Raw genomic sequence first — 16,085 nt, forward strand, 5'->3', positions numbered from 1 at the left:
TTTTAATGATATGTATTCTCATTAAGCTTATTTCTCTTTAATTGATCGTTAGTTATTATGTACTACTATCTCTGCTTTTTTGATCTGTGACAGTTCAGGGTGCGGAATGTGGGTTAAATTAGTAGTGCCAGCACTGGGGGAAATATTACCAGTAGCGACCTCAGTATTGCTGGAGTCTTCTACTTTGGCTGTGATGACATCAATATCACTGAATTCTTTGGTTGTAAAGTCACTGCCATTATTTTCAATAGCAGTAACGGCAAATTTTACGCCAGTATTGCAGGTAACGTTGATGTTACCCACAGTGTCAGTTTCTAATCTGAGGGGGTTGAGGGTGCCGTCAATGATGTTTGTTAAGGTTCCGGCTGTGATGCTGTTGACGGCGCAAGTTGCGGGAATAACACCGAAAAAATCAACATCAGCAGTTTGGGCTTGGGCTTGGGAATTGAGGGCTATACTGCTTAAAGCGGTGATAACAGTGAAGAAGGTAAGACGACCTAGATTCATTTTTTTTATGACTAAGGGTAGATGAGGTAATTTGATCTGTACATTAATAAGACGTTTGAGATACCCAATTTGTGATTTATTTTTTTACTGAACTTTTTTGGGTAATAAAGGCTACTCTACTTTCACTCTCTAGGAAGGGGAGGGGACTATTTTATTCCATTAGGGTCTTCAAATTTTACTGAAACCGCATAAGTGGGTTAGCGTTAAAAATTGGCTATTATATAGCGAACTGCTTGCAGCAGCGCTTCGCTATCGCTGTGCTACACCCAAAGTCTTTACCAATGGTGCGTTACTAATAGCTAACACACCCTACTACTTGGCTATTATATAGCGAACTGCTTGCAGCAGCGCTTCGCTATCGCTGTGCTACACCCAAAGTCTTCACCAATGGTGCGTTACTAGTCGCTAACACACCCTATTTCTAAATATTTTAAGATAGTTCTTCCTTATCAAGGTAACGATAACATATTTAAAATCCTTTGTCAATACCTAAAAAGCAAATTTTTCCCTGTTCCCTGTTAAGAGTTCCCTGTTAAGAGTTCCCTGTTAAGAGTTCCCTGTTAAGAGTTCCCTGTTAAGAGTTCCCTTGTGAAGGGAAATTACTGCGGTGTGATCAGAACACTGACACGGATTTTGTAGATTCCTTGTGGTAATAAGCCGGAAATATTGGTAATCTCAAGGTAAACTGGATACTCTTTACCACTAGTGACTGCTGCTTGAACTGCACTTGCTACATTCAGCGGATAAACTGGGGTAGACCTGCCACTAGGTGAAATTTCACTTTGAATCAGGAGATTATCACCATCTTTGACTTTAGCGTTGATCAGATCAAGATCGTTATATGTTTTACTGCCAGATAAAACCGTACCGTTATCAGTAATATTGGTAATGCTCAAGACGATGCCAGTAGTGTGAGTAATATTTAATATCGCTGGTGTAGGATCATCACTTTGAAATTCTTGCTCAGGGGTGTTTTCAATAGGACCTGGACTGGTGCTGTTAATCTTGACAACGGATGGTATGGTGCCTGTAAAGTTTATATTAAGATCTTCGGCTGAGGCTTTGAGTGGAAAAGCAGCAGCAATAATCACAGCTAAACTTGTACTTACTGTAGTCTGGTAGATCATGATTAAGAATTGACCATAGGAAAGTTGATATGAGGGAGGAGAACGAGAGGGAATAACTTTGGCTACTCTTTGGTTCATACTATGAATGTACGCTTTTTGGCAACTTGGAGTTTTAATTGCTGTGGGGTAGCGAACTGCTGGCACCAGTGCCGCGATTTTTTCTGCTAAGACGATATTAATCTGGTCAAAAAAGTTAGGGAAAATTCTCTGTTTTTCAGGGAATACAGTATACACAGAAGTTGAATTATCCTCCTTTTCTCCTGCTTGAGAAGGGAAACCAACATCTAGTTTCTTTTCCTGGTCAAGAGGAGGGTTAGGGTGGGGTAAAACCTGACTATTAACGGCTTCTGGTAATTCTTCCTGGTTGGATAATTCTAAAATCGGTAATTCTATATTTTCAATATTAGCTAATCCTATTTTAGTGATCTGATCAGACTCTTTATTTCTGTCAATTTGAGAAACAACCTCAAATTTACGCCTGTCTTCCCCGGTATAATCTTGATGATATCGCTGTTTTAAAATTATCCGAGCTTCATGAATTCGCCTACGTACATTGCAGCAGGAAATATTCAGTTTTTGTGCAATTTCTATATATGATAGTTCTTCTTGAAAGTATAAAATAAAAGTATCACGTAGTATGGGACGTAACTCATCAATCCAAACAGAAAAAATTTTTTCCAGTTCTTGTTGCGTAGCCACAAACACTGGATTTTCCTCTTCTTTAGTCACCAATAATTCTGCATTTCTATCACTAATAACTTCCCGATTATGACAATATTGGATAGTCTGATAACGCTGTCTTTGCAGATCAAGACAGAGATTATAAGTTAGTTTTGTTACCCAAGGTTTAAAGTTGATCACTTGTACCTGATGGATACGTATTTTCGCCTCAGCTTTGAGCATAGCTTGACTTAAAACATCTTCAGCATCAGGAACGTTACCCATCCACTTCACACAAGCTTTGTATAAATATTCATTGTGATCCATCCACAATGACCAAAACTCTGATGTCATCATAACAATACAATTATAGTTGTATAGTTGGTTGACTATAAAGCCATCTTAGAAACGATGCATTGAGCTTGTATCCGATTTTTCGGTCAGCAAAAAATGTATCTTTCTTATCAAGTTTAGAATAATACGTTACAATTGTCAATAATTTTCAATAATTTTGATGTTATTGACAATATTGATGCTGAAATTCTGTATTGTGGTGTATTAAGTAGGATATGGCAGATAGTATCATAACCAATGAACAATCATTACACTTCATTGCGAAATCAGCAACCAGACAAAAAACATGATAGATTTTAATCTAGTACGGCTATTACACCAATTTACGAAGGAGAACACAGTGACAATGGAATCAAACGTATTAACGGGCGCAACTGTAGACAATCAAGATATCAGCGACTATGTTGCCCATTTACAGTTGCACATGACACTACAAGCTCGCAACTTGGTTCCCAACTTCCAACAAACTATACAAGATTCTCGTCAGCAATTACTTCATCAAACCCAAGCAGACTTTGAAAAGTTTGCTTCTCGTCAAAGTCTATAGAAGGTCTGTGGATTTAAAAGTATTTTTAGCAGAATTAACATACAATAAAAGCAGATATTTGTGGTTTTCACCCTAGGGGTATAATCGCAGTTTCTGCTTTTGATATTTTTTACGTATTTAGTCAAGGTTTAATTAAGGGAATCACTCTTTGGAAACAAGACATCAGGGTAAAAACCCGTTAAAATAAATAGAAAATAAATAGAAATAATTGTAGTATAACATCACTATCATATTTTGTTTTTGTAATTTTGTTTTTGTAAAGGTTAAATAGCGGCTGGAATTAAAATGAATCCACTACTCCCTCGAAACCTCAGTGTTATTATCAGACCAGTCCAACATCGAGATTTGGACGGAATTGAATCCTTGACTCAAGAGTCATTATCCCACCTTTCCCCCCAAGCAGCTACTGAATCTATGGGTGAAATGCAGTGGCTACGGCGCTGGTATGGATTACTTAAATTCTTGAGTTGGTTTCCTAACCCATTACAATACCGCTTCTGGGGCTATATCGCTGAACAGGGACGAATGCTGTTAGGAATGATTCAAGTATCACCTTTTAACCGGACTCGTAGCACTTGGCGCGTTAATCAAGTCATGTTAGCACGAACCGGCGATCGCATGGGGGTAGGTTCTCAACTACTACGCCATTGCTTTGAATCAATTTTAGAAGCGCGGACGTGGATACTAGAAGTTAACGTTAATGATGTGGATGCCTTAGCACTTTATCGGCATAATGGATTTCAACGTTTAGCAGAAATGACATACTGGGAAATTAGTCCGCAGTTATTAGCCGAATTAATCCAAACCGAACCAGATTTACCCAATCTCTTGCCAGTGAGTAATGCTGATGCTCCTCTATTATATCAATTAGATACAGCATCCATGCCTCCTTTAGTCAGGCAAGTATTTGATCGTCATACCCACGACTTTAAAACTACCTTGTTTGGGGCGATAATTGATGCTGTCAAGCAGTGGACGAGCAAAACTGAAGTTGTCAGTGGCTATGTGTTTGAACCCCAGCGCAAAGCAGCTATTGGTTATTTTCAGATCCAACTGCACCGTACCGGGGCAAATCCTCATGTAGCAACTCTCACAGTTCATCCCGCTTATACTTGGTTGTATCCTGAATTATTGTCTCAATTAGCTCGCATTGCTCAAGATTTTCCCCAACAAGGGTTACAATTAGCTTCTTCAGACTATCAACCAGAACGGGAGGAATACTTAGAGCGTATTGGTGCTAAACGTCGAGAACATACCCTGATCATGTCTCGTTCTGTGTGGCATAAACTCAGAGAATCGAAATTTGTCTCCTTAGAAGGGATTCAGTGGCAAGAAATGTTACAGGGACTACAACCAACCCGCAAACCCATACCAGGGGGAATGTCATGGATACCGCAAACACAACAGGTACAGCCAGAAAGAGCTATACCAAACCAGTCAGAAATTGTCAGTTTCACTCATAAAAGTTCTCATATAGATACACCCCCTCTACTAGACTCAGCCACAGATCAACTCCATGAACAACAATAACGTGATTTCTCCACAGCAATCAAAATCATTTATCTCCGCTTTGGGTGTCGATGTTGGTAGTAAACGCATCGGTTTAGCGGGATGTGATGGGACTGGTTTAATTGCTACGGGTATCACCACGATTGAGCGTCGTTCCTTTGTCGAAGATGTAGCACAAATCCAGCAAATAGTCAACCAGCGACAGGTACAAATTCTTGTGGTTGGTTTACCATATTCAATGGATGGTACTATTGGTGTTCAAGCCCGTCACGTGCAAAAATTTGCCTCTAGACTGGCTTCGGCGCTCAAACTTCCCTTAGAATATATGGACGAAAGATTAACTTCCTTGCAAGCAGAACAACTGCTGATAGCTGAGAATCGTTCCCCGTCTAGAAATAAGGGTTTAATAGATCGTAAAGCTGCTGCATTGATTTTACAACAGTGGTTAGATGCTAGACGCAGTTTAGTACAGGGGTCAGTAACATTTACTGATGAGTGACCCCTTTTTACATGGTATTCTAAAAGCTATTACTTCTATCTCTGAATTTATGGTTGACATCAACTGTCCGCAAGCAGTTTGATGATTTCCATATTGAAGAGTATTAGATTTTATGATTACAGCTACATAATTCAAGTATGAATTCATCTCCATTTCCCGAAGACAATGATCACGATTCCGAAAGTTCCCTGATTTTAACAGATGAGCTAAAACGAACCCTAGAATGTTACATTGAACATAATCTCTCCGTAGATGGAGAAAAGTATGTTCTGCTTTTGCCCGTAGATACACCGATAGAAATATTTGCTTGGCAAACTGATGGCGATGAAGAAGAAGCCGTATTAGTAGAAGATGATGATATCATTGAAGAAATATTCGGCACGGCTCAAGCAGTTCTTTCTGAGCAAAACCTGATTCTCAAGAATACTGCTTATGCTTTAACCGTAGCAGGGGAGTTACCTCCTGAAGACGAATCTAAATTCTTCACTTTAGAAATTGAAGACGAAGAAAACGGTTTAGAACCAGAGCAATTAATGGAAATTGCCAATTTTTATCATGACGACCAGGAGTATGCAATTTATACTCCCCTAGACCCCCTACTCTTTTTTGCGAGAATTACTAAAACTGGTGAACCAGAATTACTTTCTCCCGAAGAGTTCCGTAAATTTCAACCCCTCTTAGAAGAACATCTTTTTAATGAAGTTGAGTAATTAATTCCAAAATTTAAGCATCCAGGAGCGAGGAATCAGAAGACTGGCAAAATTCTCACCCCTTGCTCCCATGCTGAAAATGGTGTTGCTAAATTGAAATCTGAAATTGCTCAATTCAACCTTGGCAACTCTAATTGTTCGTGATTTAAGTAGGTTAACGGAAAAAACCAACATAAGTAACGAAAAGTAAAGTGGCCTAAAACCTCTTCCCTGTTCCCTGTTACCTGTTCCCTGTTCCTTTGTCATAACGACAATTTTTCACGCCAACCTACTTAGCGAATTTGCGTGAGATACTCACAATCTCATGGTAACTATACAAAAATTATGACTCGCAACCATCTATTACAGCCTAACTTAATTTTAGCGGGTTCAGTTTTGACACTGACACCAGACTTAATCCAACAATATGGGCTAAAGGGGCTAGTATTGGATGTGGATGAAACTTTAGTACCCATGACCACAAGTTCTACTTTCCCAGAATTGCAAGCATGGGTAGAAGAAATCCGTAGTCGTACAGCATTGTGGTTAGTTAGCAATAATTTAAGTGAATCCCGAATTGGTGGTATTGCCCGTTCCCTAGAACTACCGTACTACTTAGGCGCGGCCAAACCCTCCCGGCGGAAAATTCGGGCTGCTTTACAAGGGATGAATTTACCCGCACATCAAGTGGGTATGGTGGGCGATCGCTTGTTTACAGATGTATTAGCGGGTAATCGTTTAGGAATGTTTACAATTTTAGTAGAGCCAATTATCCATCCTGATTTTACAGCCATCCGTTCCCATCCTATCCGCAATATTGAAGTTTGGATATCAGAGATATTAGGTGCATCTATTATCGGCAAAAAACACAGGTGATCAGCTTTTCCTGCAATACAAATCTTTACAAAGATTCATAATTGATCAGGAAAGTAAATATAAAGAAATACTTAAGAAAGTCCCTATTTTTGAAAAAATAGGCGATTATTAATTTTAATAACATCAGGGTCAGCCGAAAAAGACCCTAGCGGATAATAGATAAATATAAAACCGTACAGCGTCAACCTTCACCATAGAGGGATTGGCGCTGTACATTTTGCATATTTTATATAAGTAAGTTGGTGGGAAGGAAGTCAATTACTGCTAATACAGATTTGGGTAATAACTTTTCTTTAAACCAAACAATTCTTGCGGGAACATTATCTAATTTGACTCCAGCTTTTTCTAAGTTCAACCTTTCGGAAATTGCTAAAATTAAATTATCGCAATTTGCCCGTTTTATTTGGTAAAATTTCTTTTGTAAATATTCTGGTCTCCAATAACCAATTATTTCTAAAATAAATACCCGTCCGTCTGCATGAACTAATCGAAAATCGGGAATCATCACACTACCAGGAATGGGAATTAAATTAACTTCTCTCTCTAATATCCAACCACTTTTTAAGCCATCCCATTTACTAGCAAAAGATTCCTCCAACATACTATCATAAGGTTTACCTGGAGGATAATGGGAGACTAATCCACATTCAGAATTAAGGCTAAAACGTCCTATTTTCAAATCATTTGTGTAAAAATCACGAGTTTGTAAAGTCGCTGATAAACTCCATTTTGTCACATGAAGTAAAGCGGGAATTAACTTGGCTATAGCTAAACCATAACGGGTACTGGAAGTAAATAAACTTGCCGGACCATCTACAGTAATCGTAAAACCATGATCTGCATCACCTTCAATATAAGCCATTAATTGAAATAGCTTTAAATAACGAAACAATAGTTTATATTCTCCGGGAACATTGCGATGAGCATTTAATACTAATTGACTAGCTTTATAAAAAACTCCTTGAATTTGAGATAAATTATAACGATGTAAAACATCTTCTGGTTTGGGAGCATCAAAAGCAGTTAGAATTTTATTTTCTGATAAATCTGCGTAAAGTCCGTCTCGTATTTGTATAGGTAAAATTTCTTGGTTGAGTTCTTGACTTAAATCAGCCGCAATTTTATTTAAAGTAATATCCGTTAATTCTCGACTACAAGTAGATTTTGCTGCTAAAGTAAATACCCTTTCTCTTAACATTGCTGGTTCGAGAGGACTGACTATTTCAAAAGTACAAAAACTGCTTTTCAGAATATAAGCTAAACCCCGTTTCATGCGGTAATCTGTAGTATCTCCTTCAAAGTCTGCTAATTGACGTTCTAATAATCCTTGAGTTTTCCCGACTGCTTCCTGAAAAAAACTAATTAAATCCCTGGCTAAATTCAAATGTTTATGATCAAGTTTCAGTCTCTTCGGAATAATTTCCTCGCCGTTTTGGCGGTGTATCAGTAAGTCCGTTGGTAACATCTTTCTTTTTAGTTGAATAGTTAATTTCTAATTGTTCTGCTGCTTTTAAATCGCTTTTCTTTGCTCCACCATAAATAACTTGTAAATTTGCCTTTTTCGGTTTTTCTTCCTGAGTGTTATTTTCTCCCCTGCGTCTGGCTGAAGTTCCCTCCTCGTTTGTATCTTCGGCTATGACTTCATATAAAATTGCTTGTTTATTTGCTAAATTTCCCTTGCGTAAAATTCTCCCCAATCGTTGAATATATTCCCGGGTTGAACCCGTACCTGATAGAATAATCGCAATACTGGCTGCGGGAACATCTACACCTTCATTTAAGACATGAGAAGCAACTAAAGTATTATATTCACCTGCTTTAAATTTAGTTAAAATTTCGTGTCTTTCTTTCACTGGTGTTTGATGAGTAATTGCGGGAATTAATAAATCTTGAGAAATACGATAAACTGTAGCATTATCAGCAGTAAAAATCAAAATTCTTTCGGGATAATGGGTGGTTAACAAGTCTACAAGTACCCGCAATTTACCATCAGTTCCCAAAGCGATTTCTTTGGCTTGACGATGTGCTAACATTGCTCTACGTCCAGGTTGGGATCTTGCACTCATTTGTACAAACATTTGCCAACCTTGGATACTTCCTAAAGAGATTTTTGATTGTTTTAAAAAATCATTGCGAGTTTGAATTAACTGATTATATTTTTCTCGTTCTAATTGGGATAATTTAACTTTAATTTGCACAATTTCATGAGCAGCTAAAGCTCTACCAGCTAAATCTTCAGCGCGTTTACGATAAACTTCCCTACCAATAAGAAGATTTAAATCAGTGTGTTTACCATCTGTACGTTCCGGGGTTGCAGAAAGTCCTAAACGATAGGGAGCGATCGCATATTCAGCAATAACTCTGTTAAAATCTGTAGGTAAGTGGTGACATTCATCAAAAATTATCAAAGCATATTTATTACCTAAACTTTCCCCATGAATAGCCGCACTATTGTATGTAGCAATTAAAATCGGTGTTCTATCCCGTGAACCACCCCCCAGTAAACCTACCTCCTGGTCAGGAAAAGCTGCTACTAAGTGAGCATACCACTGGTGCATTAAATCCAAAGTTGGGACTACAATTAACGTGGTGCGCGGTGTGGACTGCATAGCCATTTGCGCCAAATAGGTCTTACCTGCTGCTGTTGGTAGCACAACTACCCCCCGTCGTCCAGCCAGTTTCCAAGCCGCTAAAGCCTCATTTTGGTGGGAATAGGGGGTCATTTCTACACTAGCTACCAACTCCAGGGGATAAAAAGCTTTAGCTTCATCAATAAAATCCGTAGCTTCGGCTTGAAGCGTTTCAACTAAGGAACGGTATCTTATGGCCGGAATACGAAACTTTTCTACTCTATCATCCCATGTAGCATAATCTATCCAAGTTTTACTCCGTGGTGGTGGGTGTAAAATTAATGTACCACGATCAAAAGTTAAAGTAGGGTGACGAGCCATTTTTCTCTGAATAAGGTTATAGAGTTACACTGATGTAACTACTCATAACGCAAAATGGGGATGATAATTAAATAGGGTTGGCATGAAAAAACCAAACTGTGTAAAGAAATGTAAAATCGCTGAAAACTTCTTTACTTTTGCCTCTTCCCTCTTGCCTCTTGCAACCGTGCTATTAATTTTATGTTTATATGTTTATGTGAAACCCTTGGAACTGCGTACTTTTAGCAATTACCTAAACAACAGCAGACAACCAAATTATAAACGTAGCTCCTGGGCTGTGAGATGATGTAATAATTGAGTCAATTGCTGGACTGAAAACCTCTATATTTCCCTGCATTTCTGCTATTAACTGTTGAGCAATAGCAATTCCTAAACCAGTCCCAGGAATTGCTGTTTGTGCTTGTACACCTCGGTAATGTCTTTCTCCCAGATGTTCTAAGTCTTCCGGGGGAATACCTGGTCCTGTATCACTAATCGCAATACCTTGGAAATTTCCCTTTTGTTGCCCACATTGTACCAATATCTTACCACCTGCTGGGGTATATTTCAAAGCATTATCTATAATATTACTCAATACTTCTCGCAAGGCTTTTTCATTTACCCTGACTAAAGGTAAATGATTAGGAATTTCCGTAATTAGTTGTAAATTTCGTTCTTGGGAAATAGCTTGAGCCGATATTAACAAAGGTGCTAATAAATCCGCTACAGAACAATTAGTTAACTGTTCTCCTGTTCCTGGTAACAATAACACAGGTTTCCCTTGTTTTTCTGCATTTTGATTTTGGTTGATTACTACCTTTGACTCTGGGAGGGAAAGAGGTGTTAAATTGGCTGTATTTACCGTATTTAAATCAATCACCTGATCAAACTTTTGCAATAACTCTTGTAAGCGATCGCTCTCCCGGACTATACTGGTTGCTACCTCCCGATTAGGATCTACCGCTCGCATTCGCTTAAATAGGAGTTTACCAAAAGTGCGGATAGCAGTCAAAGGGTTACGAAACTGATGTAAGAGATTATCTAATAAGTCTCGTTGTTCCTCTTGGAGAATTTGTTCTTGCTGGAGTTGATGTTGCAACCAAGCCCGACGTTGATCTAAAATGCAAGCGATCGCTAAAGTTTTCCCAATGCGTTCAATTTCCCCCTCCTCCCGTTGGTTCCATTCCCTATCTTCCCTCGCAGTCACTAATAATCCCATCATTACACCCTCATAAATCAGGGGGGAAACAATTTGGTGATGACTGAGTGAATATTCATCTTGTTTATCTTGTATATTTTGTTCTTCTGTTGCTGCTGCTGAAGCTGATGAATACTCAGATACTGAAGTCGGTTTTAACAACCTCATTGCTTGATTTGGTAATGCTAAAACATGAGCAAGTCTGACTGGGTAACTGTCTTCTTGTTCACCATACTCATCACTAGGATTTAATGCTATAGTTTCTGGATACACCATCACCGGAATTAGTCGTGCCTCACCTGTAGGTTTTTCTACCAATTCCTGTGTTAAATAAACTACGCTAAAAGATGCTCCCATACCTTGGGCTAACAGGGTTATTTGCTCTCGACATAAAGCAAGAAAATCAGAACTGGCAGACATTAGCATTAGTTGCAGGAATTTAGGAGGTAGAAAAGTTGCAGTCACTAGCAGTTTAACAAAAATAAACTCTTACACGACTTAAAGCCAGATAAAAGTGGTGCATAGCCCATAGCTGATCAAAGTGTCTGTATCTAGTCTAATCTAGTAATGGATGATTGGTAATAGACAATGGGTAGTAGACAGCAGTTTTTTTTGAATTTTTATTCTTGATTTTTATTGTTTTTTCTTTATTGTATCAAAACATTAAAAACTATTGATTTTCTCAGATAAAAAATATATAATGACGACTGATTTTGTAGCCACAACTACAATCTATAGCTGGAAACAGGAGGACAATAGGTTGGCAAGGAGACGCAAGCGGAAAAGTCGTCGTCGGCAGGAAGGACGACGGATACTGGAACACATTCCCCAGTACAGCATCGAAAGTGGCGAAGATAAACCTGTGACAGCAGCAAGAAAGTTTATTCACGCTGAAGGTATTATGCCACCCGCGCTACTACTAGTAAAACGCAATGAACACACAACAGACCGTTATTTCTGGGCGGAAAAAGGTCTGTTCGGTGCTCAATACGTAGAAGAAAATCATTTCTTGTTTCCTAGTTTGAGGAGTTTTGAATCACCAACAGTAACATTACCAGCATCAGTACCAGTAACATTACCAGCATCAGTACCAGTACCAGAACTAGTAACAGAACTAGTACCAGAACTAGTAACAGAACTAGTACCAGAACTAGTACCAGAACTAGTACCAGAACTAGTACCAGAACTAGTACCAGAACTAGTAGCAGTATCGGAACTAGTTGCCGTAACTGTTAATTAAACAACAAATGACTATCATATCTCCTAAATGTGGCTTCTGGCTCTGACAATAATTAACTGGCAATTTTGATCAGGTTCTTCAAAAATTCCATTTTTTTTAATTTTGTGGTCGAATTGTCAAGCAGGTTTAAACACTGTTTAAACGACTTCTCTCAAGTCATGGCATAATTAACTCCTCATCAACTCGGTTTAGTTGTATGAATCAGTTCATTATCAGCTTACACAGCGGAGAATAGCGACAGAGCCAAGGAAATCCAAAGATGAGGTACAAATTCATGATCTCACTAAGGACTACTATCAAGCTCTGTCCACCAATTTAGATTTTTCCTCATTACATCCCAGTCGTCAGGAAAATTTACAGCAGCAGCAGTATTTTCTCCTCCTCACTGCCAATTTGCTCAAAAGTTTAGTCAGAATTCTACATGAGTAGAGATATAGATGCTCATTTTTTTCATCCCCAACAATCAATCAAGTGTCAAGCACCTTTAGCTGTAATGCCCCTTGTAACTCAGCAAGTTCATCTCTATGGGCAGTAACAGTAATTACACTTGATAAATTTTGTCCACTGCGGATATTTTCTATCTGTAGTGACACCTTCTCAAGTCTTCCAGATTTTTTCCAATACAATAGACCACTTAAAGGTGAAAATAGGATTATTACCGGAAAAAACCGCCCAAAATCAGGAAAAAGCATGGATAAAACTAACGACAAACAACCTAAACCCACCGCTGCTAATGTAGTTAAAAATATAGCTAAAAACCAACTAGGTCTAACAAATCCTTCAAATGTGACTTGATTTTTTGGAGAATCTACCGCTAATACTCGATAAGCACGAGTGCGAAAATAATCCTTTAATGAAGTCATTAACGTATTTTCATCCTCTTGTGAAACTAAACGCATCACTTCTGTGCGGTCTTTAGTTGAAGCCCGAATAAAGAAAAACAACCCAACTGATAACAACAAAGTTAACAGGAAAGTAGATTGCAAAACAGCGGCATCCATAATTAATTTTTAAGTCTGAAATTTTCAGTAGACTTAAACCATTATCAATTATTCTGGAATCAGAGAACAAACGGAAGTTTGTTTTTAACTTTTAACTTTTAACTTTTAACTTTTAATTTTTATATGTCACAAAACTCGGAAACACCATCACCTAACATCCGGGCTATAGCCCAACAATTTCGTCTAGCAGGTTGGATTAGTTTTTGGATTCAGTTAGTATTAGGGGTAATATCTGGGATAATAGTTTTATTATTTGGCATTTTTAGCCAAAAAGCGGGTAGTCCTAGCAATAATCCAGGGACAGGCTTCGGTGTATTTTTAGCAATTTGTGGTATCATCCTCCTGGGTGCTGGTATTTACTTGGCTTATCGCTACACCAGAATTGGTAAACAACTAGAATCACCTAATCCTACTAATCGTCCTCGTAAAGCTGAAACCGCGCAAGTATTAAGATTAGGACTATGGATAAATTTAAGCGGAACTTTAGTGACTTTATTGGGAGCGCAAGCGATTGTTGGTACATTGGTAGCTAGGTCTATATCTCCTCAAGCAGTAACTACACAATTATTTGATCCAACGCGGATTATTAGCGGTTTAGATATGCTTATAGTTCAAGCGAATACTAATACTGTATCAGCGCATTTTGCAGGTTTAGTAGCATCTCTGTGGTTAATGAATCGTATTACTAGGTAATTTATAATTGATTTATAATTGATTTATAATTGATAGTGGTTGTAGTATCCTAATCTCTAAAAATAGGTAGTTCTAAAATAAATCCTGGTAAAACATCTTCTCCAGATAAAGTTGTTGGTAATGATACTATTTCTACAGATTGATTGTGACGATAAATTTCTACTTGTTGATTTTGAGGATCAATTAACCAACCTAAACGTAAACCACTATAAAGATATTCCTGCATTTTCTCCTGTAATTGACTCAAAGAATCAGTGCGCGATCGCAATTCTATCACAAAATCAGGACAAATTTTAGGAAACTTTTCCCGTTCTTCAACACTTAAAGATTCCCAGCGTTCATTAGCTATCCAAGCCACATCAGGAGAACGTTTACCACCATGGGGTAGAGTAAAAACAGTGGAAGAACTAAATACTTTTCCGAGTTTATTTTGAAGATTCCATAACCAAACATAACCATTAAAATCTGATTCTCTATTACCACTAATTGCACCAACTGGAGGCATAATTATTAATTCTCCTTTAGCAGTTTGTTCAAGTTTCCAATCTTCATTAATTTGACATAGTTGATAAAATTGATCATCACTTAATCCCACATTTTTGATATTTAAAACAACCGCTTCAGATGTCATCATTACTGATCATCTCCTTAAAATTAGGTCAGATATCCGACTTCTTCAAGAAATCGGGAATCTTGTACTTCTCATAACTCCTAGCATAGCATCAGTTTGAGGTAACATTGACTGGAGACACAAAACTCAACATTTTATCAATTTAACCCTTGGTTAATCTCTTGGGTTTCACTGCGTTCTACCCAACCTGCGATTTTGACAATTTTTAGGTTTTGGGAAAAGATACAAAATAAGATATGTTTGGGTTAATTTTCAGTTAAATTGACACTGATAACTGTTGCTAAACCCGTACAATTAACAACTGACAACAAACAATTAACAAAAAATGCTGGATATTAAACAAATTAGAGAAAACCCCCAACTCGTACAAGAGAAATTAAACAGCCGTAACGGTAAATACGACATTCAACCTATATTAGATTTAAGCCAACAACAACGGGAATTAGAAGGTAAACGCAGTCAACTACAAGCCCGCAGCAACGAAATTGGCAAATTAGTCGGTCAAAAAGTAAAATCTGGAGTTGTTGATCCTCAAAGTCCAGAAATACAAGCTTTAAAGGACGAAGGAAACGCCATTAAGACCACATTAAGTGACTTAGAACCCCAGGAAAAAGAGTTAAAAGCCCAAATTCACGAATTACTGTTAGCACTTCCGAATTTACCCAGTGATTTTACACCCCTTGGTAAAAGTGAAGATGATAACCAAGAAGTGAGAACATGGGGAGATGAATATAAACCCGCAAATCCGCATATTTTACCACATTGGGAAATCGGGGAAAAATTGGGGATTTTGAACTTTGAAAGAGCGGTAAAAATTGCCCAAAGTCGGTTTGTGAGTTTGATTGGTGCTGGTGCGGCTTTAGAAAGAGCGTTAATTCAATTTATGCTGTCTAAACATATTGAAAATGGCTATATAGAAGTTAGTCCACCATTGTTAGTAAATACAGATTCTTTAACAGGTACAGGACAATTACCTAAATTTGCGGAAGAGAGTTTTAAATGTGCAGAGGATGATTTGTGGTTAATTCCTACTGCGGAAGTGCCGGTGACTAATTTGTATCGGGGGGACATTCTTAACGCAGAAGAATTACCAATTTATCATACTGCATATACGCCATGTTTTCGGCGGGAAGCAGGAAGTTATGGCCGAGATATGCGGGGTTTAATTCGGTTACATCAATTCAATAAAGTGGAGTTAGTGAAATTAGTAAAACCCGAAGATTCTTTTGAGGAATTAGAGAAGTTATTAGCAAATGCTGAGAGTATTTTACAGGCTTTAAAATTGCCTTATCGAGTGATTAATTTATGTACTGCTGATTTAGGTTTTTCGTCCACAAAAACTTATGATTTAGAGGTATGGTTGCCATCTTCTGGGAAATATCGAGAGATTTCTAGTTGTTCTAATTGTGTAGATTTTCAAGCCAGAAGGGCGGATATTCGGTTTAAGGAAGCGGGGAAGAAAGGGACGCAGTTTGTGCATACTTTAAATGGTTCTGGTTTAGCTGTGGGTAGGACTATGGCCGCGATTTTGGAGAATTATCAGCAACCAGACGGGACGATTAAAGTACCGGAGGTGTTGCGATCGTTTTTGGGTCGGGAGGTTTTGTAGTTTAGGTTAAAAGCA

General features: G+C 38.1%; 14 protein-coding genes and 1 pseudogene. 8 read left to right on the top strand and 7 right to left on the bottom strand.

What is annotated here, in order from left to right:
* Window positions 1-48: 48 nt before the first annotated feature.
* Both H6F62_RS18270 and H6F62_RS18275 read right to left on the bottom strand, forming a co-directional pair.
* Window positions 49-507 (bottom strand): hypothetical protein, encoded by a 459-nt coding sequence (locus tag H6F62_RS18270; RefSeq protein ID WP_190372650.1) that lies wholly within the window; start codon window positions 505-507, stop codon window positions 49-51.
* Between the two features lie 599 nt (window positions 508-1,106).
* The gene (locus H6F62_RS18275; protein ID WP_190372651.1) at window positions 1,107-2,651 is read right to left on the bottom strand and encodes a sigma-70 family RNA polymerase sigma factor; all 1,545 of its coding nucleotides are present in this window, start codon (window positions 2,649-2,651) and stop codon (window positions 1,107-1,109) included.
* A gap of 343 nt (window positions 2,652-2,994) precedes the next feature.
* On the opposite strand from H6F62_RS18275, the gene H6F62_RS18280 reads away from it, so the two are divergent.
* The 5 genes from H6F62_RS18280 to H6F62_RS18300 all read left to right on the top strand — a co-directional run bounded on the left by H6F62_RS18280 (window position 2,995) and on the right by H6F62_RS18300 (window position 6,768).
* Window positions 2,995-3,195, top strand: coding sequence for a hypothetical protein (locus tag H6F62_RS18280; protein WP_028082167.1), 201 nt, complete (start codon window positions 2,995-2,997; stop codon window positions 3,193-3,195).
* A 285-nt stretch (window positions 3,196-3,480) separates the two neighbouring features.
* Window positions 3,481-4,725 (top strand): GNAT family N-acetyltransferase, encoded by a 1,245-nt coding sequence (locus H6F62_RS18285; protein WP_190372652.1) that lies wholly within the window; start codon window positions 3,481-3,483, stop codon window positions 4,723-4,725.
* Window positions 4,712-5,203 (top strand): Holliday junction resolvase RuvX, encoded by a 492-nt coding sequence (gene ruvX, locus H6F62_RS18290; protein WP_168359885.1) that lies wholly within the window; start codon window positions 4,712-4,714, stop codon window positions 5,201-5,203. Before H6F62_RS18285 ends, ruvX begins: the two co-directional genes overlap by 14 nt.
* A gap of 137 nt (window positions 5,204-5,340) precedes the next feature.
* Entirely contained in the window at window positions 5,341-5,913 is a 573-nt protein-coding gene (locus H6F62_RS18295) for a DUF3727 domain-containing protein (RefSeq protein ID WP_190372653.1), read from the top strand.
* A 324-nt stretch (window positions 5,914-6,237) separates the two neighbouring features.
* Complete coding sequence (locus tag H6F62_RS18300) at window positions 6,238-6,768, top strand: YqeG family HAD IIIA-type phosphatase (RefSeq protein ID WP_190372654.1); 531 nt, start codon at window positions 6,238-6,240, stop codon at window positions 6,766-6,768.
* 226 nt (window positions 6,769-6,994) lie between these two features.
* Here the strand turns inward: H6F62_RS18300 and H6F62_RS18305 are convergent, their stop codons facing one another.
* The 3 genes from H6F62_RS18305 to H6F62_RS18315 all read right to left on the bottom strand — a co-directional run bounded on the left by H6F62_RS18305 (window position 6,995) and on the right by H6F62_RS18315 (window position 11,322).
* The gene (locus H6F62_RS18305) at window positions 6,995-8,233 is read right to left on the bottom strand and encodes a DUF790 family protein (RefSeq protein WP_137906922.1); all 1,239 of its coding nucleotides are present in this window, start codon (window positions 8,231-8,233) and stop codon (window positions 6,995-6,997) included.
* Window positions 8,163-9,719 (bottom strand): DEAD/DEAH box helicase family protein, encoded by a 1,557-nt coding sequence (locus H6F62_RS18310; RefSeq protein WP_137906923.1) that lies wholly within the window; start codon window positions 9,717-9,719, stop codon window positions 8,163-8,165. Before H6F62_RS18310 ends, H6F62_RS18305 begins: the two co-directional genes overlap by 71 nt.
* A 232-nt stretch (window positions 9,720-9,951) precedes the next feature.
* On the bottom strand, window positions 9,952-11,322 hold the full coding sequence (locus H6F62_RS18315; RefSeq protein WP_137907029.1) for a HAMP domain-containing sensor histidine kinase: 1,371 nt from the start codon (window positions 11,320-11,322) through the stop codon (window positions 9,952-9,954).
* Between the two features lie 334 nt (window positions 11,323-11,656).
* On the opposite strand from H6F62_RS18315, the pseudogene H6F62_RS18320 reads away from it, so the two are divergent.
* Window positions 11,657-11,938, top strand: a pseudogene (locus H6F62_RS18320) (DUF3155 domain-containing protein); the annotation flags it as partial.
* Window positions 11,939-12,603: 665 nt separating this feature from the next.
* Here H6F62_RS18320 and H6F62_RS18325 read toward each other — a convergent pair.
* Window positions 12,604-13,137 carry a cofactor assembly of complex C subunit B gene (locus H6F62_RS18325; RefSeq protein ID WP_137906924.1) on the bottom strand — a complete coding sequence of 178 codons (534 nt, stop codon included), beginning with the start codon at window positions 13,135-13,137 and terminating at the stop codon, window positions 12,604-12,606.
* Window positions 13,138-13,260: 123 nt separating this feature from the next.
* On the opposite strand from H6F62_RS18325, the gene H6F62_RS18330 reads away from it, so the two are divergent.
* On the top strand, window positions 13,261-13,830 hold the full coding sequence (locus H6F62_RS18330) for a DUF3611 family protein (RefSeq protein WP_190372655.1): 570 nt from the start codon (window positions 13,261-13,263) through the stop codon (window positions 13,828-13,830).
* A gap of 49 nt (window positions 13,831-13,879) precedes the next feature.
* Here H6F62_RS18330 and H6F62_RS18335 read toward each other — a convergent pair whose 3' ends face one another.
* Window positions 13,880-14,464 (bottom strand): Uma2 family endonuclease, encoded by a 585-nt coding sequence (locus H6F62_RS18335; RefSeq protein ID WP_190372656.1) that lies wholly within the window; start codon window positions 14,462-14,464, stop codon window positions 13,880-13,882.
* A 322-nt stretch (window positions 14,465-14,786) separates the two neighbouring features.
* On the opposite strand from H6F62_RS18335, the gene serS reads away from it, so the two are divergent.
* A complete protein-coding gene (gene serS, locus H6F62_RS18340) occupies window positions 14,787-16,070 on the top strand; it encodes a serine--tRNA ligase (RefSeq protein WP_190372657.1) in 1,284 nt (427 codons plus the stop codon).
* The last annotated feature ends 15 nt before the right edge of the window (window positions 16,071-16,085 follow it).

It is taken from the genome of Anabaena sp. FACHB-1391 (assembly GCF_014696755.1).
In the GTDB taxonomy this organism is placed as follows: Bacteria; Cyanobacteriota; Cyanobacteriia; order Cyanobacteriales; family Nostocaceae; genus Dolichospermum; species Dolichospermum planctonicum.

Bases quoted from the DNA above. Each gene is read 5' to 3' on its own strand.
- H6F62_RS18270 (WP_190372650.1), bottom strand. From the start codon at position 507: ATGAATCTAGGTCGTCTTACCTTCTTCACTGTTATCACCGCTTTAAGC.
- H6F62_RS18275 (WP_190372651.1), bottom strand. From the start codon at position 2,651: ATGATGACATCAGAGTTTTGGTCATTGTGGATGGATCACAATGAATAT.
- H6F62_RS18280 (WP_028082167.1), top strand. From the start codon at position 2,995: ATGGAATCAAACGTATTAACGGGCGCAACTGTAGACAATCAAGATATC.
- H6F62_RS18285 (WP_190372652.1), top strand. From the start codon at position 3,481: ATGAATCCACTACTCCCTCGAAACCTCAGTGTTATTATCAGACCAGTC.
- ruvX (WP_168359885.1), top strand. From the start codon at position 4,712: ATGAACAACAATAACGTGATTTCTCCACAGCAATCAAAATCATTTATC.
- H6F62_RS18295 (WP_190372653.1), top strand. From the start codon at position 5,341: ATGAATTCATCTCCATTTCCCGAAGACAATGATCACGATTCCGAAAGT.
- H6F62_RS18300 (WP_190372654.1), top strand. From the start codon at position 6,238: ATGACTCGCAACCATCTATTACAGCCTAACTTAATTTTAGCGGGTTCA.
- H6F62_RS18305 (WP_137906922.1), bottom strand. From the start codon at position 8,233: ATGTTACCAACGGACTTACTGATACACCGCCAAAACGGCGAGGAAATT.
- H6F62_RS18310 (WP_137906923.1), bottom strand. From the start codon at position 9,719: ATGGCTCGTCACCCTACTTTAACTTTTGATCGTGGTACATTAATTTTA.
- H6F62_RS18315 (WP_137907029.1), bottom strand. From the start codon at position 11,322: ATGCTAATGTCTGCCAGTTCTGATTTTCTTGCTTTATGTCGAGAGCAA.
- H6F62_RS18325 (WP_137906924.1), bottom strand. From the start codon at position 13,137: ATGGATGCCGCTGTTTTGCAATCTACTTTCCTGTTAACTTTGTTGTTA.
- H6F62_RS18330 (WP_190372655.1), top strand. From the start codon at position 13,261: ATGTCACAAAACTCGGAAACACCATCACCTAACATCCGGGCTATAGCC.
- H6F62_RS18335 (WP_190372656.1), bottom strand. From the start codon at position 14,464: ATGATGACATCTGAAGCGGTTGTTTTAAATATCAAAAATGTGGGATTA.
- serS (WP_190372657.1), top strand. From the start codon at position 14,787: ATGCTGGATATTAAACAAATTAGAGAAAACCCCCAACTCGTACAAGAG.